Raw genomic sequence first — 1162 nt, forward strand, 5'->3', positions numbered from 1 at the left:
TTGCGGGTGATGACGGTGATCTTGCCGACGGTCGCTTCACCGTAGGCGTAGAGCAGTTTCGCACCGCGCCGGATGATGCCGTTGTATTCCTGGTCGGTGCCGGGCAGGAACCCGGGCACATCGACCAGGGTGATGATCGGAACGTTGAAGCAGTCGCAGGTCCGGACGAACCGGGCGGCTTTCTCGGCGGCGTCGATATCGAGGGTGCCGGCGAACTGGGTGGGCTGGTTGGCCACGATCCCCACCGAGCGGCCGTCGATGCGCCCGAACCCGACGATGATGTTGCGGGCCCGACCCTGCTGGACTTCGAGGAATTCGTCGTCGTCGAGGATCCGGGTGATGACCTCGTGCATGTCGTACGGGGTGTTCGGCGAGTCCGGGATCAGCGTGTCCAGTTCGAGGTCCTCGGCGGTGAGGTTGTCGGCGATCGCCCCCGCGATCGGATCCGACGCCGCGGTCCGGGGCGCGTCGGCGCGATTGTTGCTCGGCAGATACGACAGCAGATCCCGGACGTAATCCAACGCATCGTGCTCACCGGAGGCGACGTAATGAGCGACACCGGACTTTTCCATGTGCGTGTGTGCACCACCGAGCTCTTCCATGGTGACGTTCTCGCCGGTGACGGTTTTGATCACATCGGGACCGGTGACGAACATCTGGCTCGTGCCGTCGACCATCACCACGAAATCGGTCAGCGCCGGCGAATACACATGCCCGCCCGCGGCCGGGCCCATGATCACCGAGATCTGCGGGATCACCCCCGACGCGCGGACATTGCGGTGGAAGATCTCCCCGTACAACCCGAGCGAGACGACCCCTTCCTGGATGCGGGCTCCGGCTCCCTCGTTGATCCCGACCAACGGGCGACCGGTCTTGATCGCCAGATCCATCACCTTGACGATCTTCTCACCGTAGATTTCCCCGAGCGAGCCACCGAACACGGTCGCATCCTGGGAGAACACGCACACATCACGGCCGTCGACGGTGCCGTACCCGGTGACCACACCATCACCGAACGGCCGGTTCTCACCCAACCCGAAATTCACCGAACGATGCCGAGCCAACGCATCGAGCTCGACGAACGACCCCTCGTCGAGCAACGCCGTGATCCGCTCCCGCGCCGTCAACTTGCCCTTCGCGTGGACCCTGTCCACCGCCGCCT

1 protein-coding gene is annotated in these 1162 nt (G+C 64.5%); it reads right to left on the bottom strand.

The genetic code is table 11. The features are described from left to right. On the bottom strand, positions 1-1162 hold a 1162-nt coding region (locus ACOQFP_RS24060), incomplete at both ends, for an acyl-CoA carboxylase subunit beta (RefSeq protein WP_421585769.1).

The sequence above is a fragment of the Rhodococcus sp. MALMAid1271 genome, from assembly GCF_049195265.1.
Classification (GTDB): Bacteria; Actinomycetota; Actinomycetes; order Mycobacteriales; family Mycobacteriaceae; genus Rhodococcoides.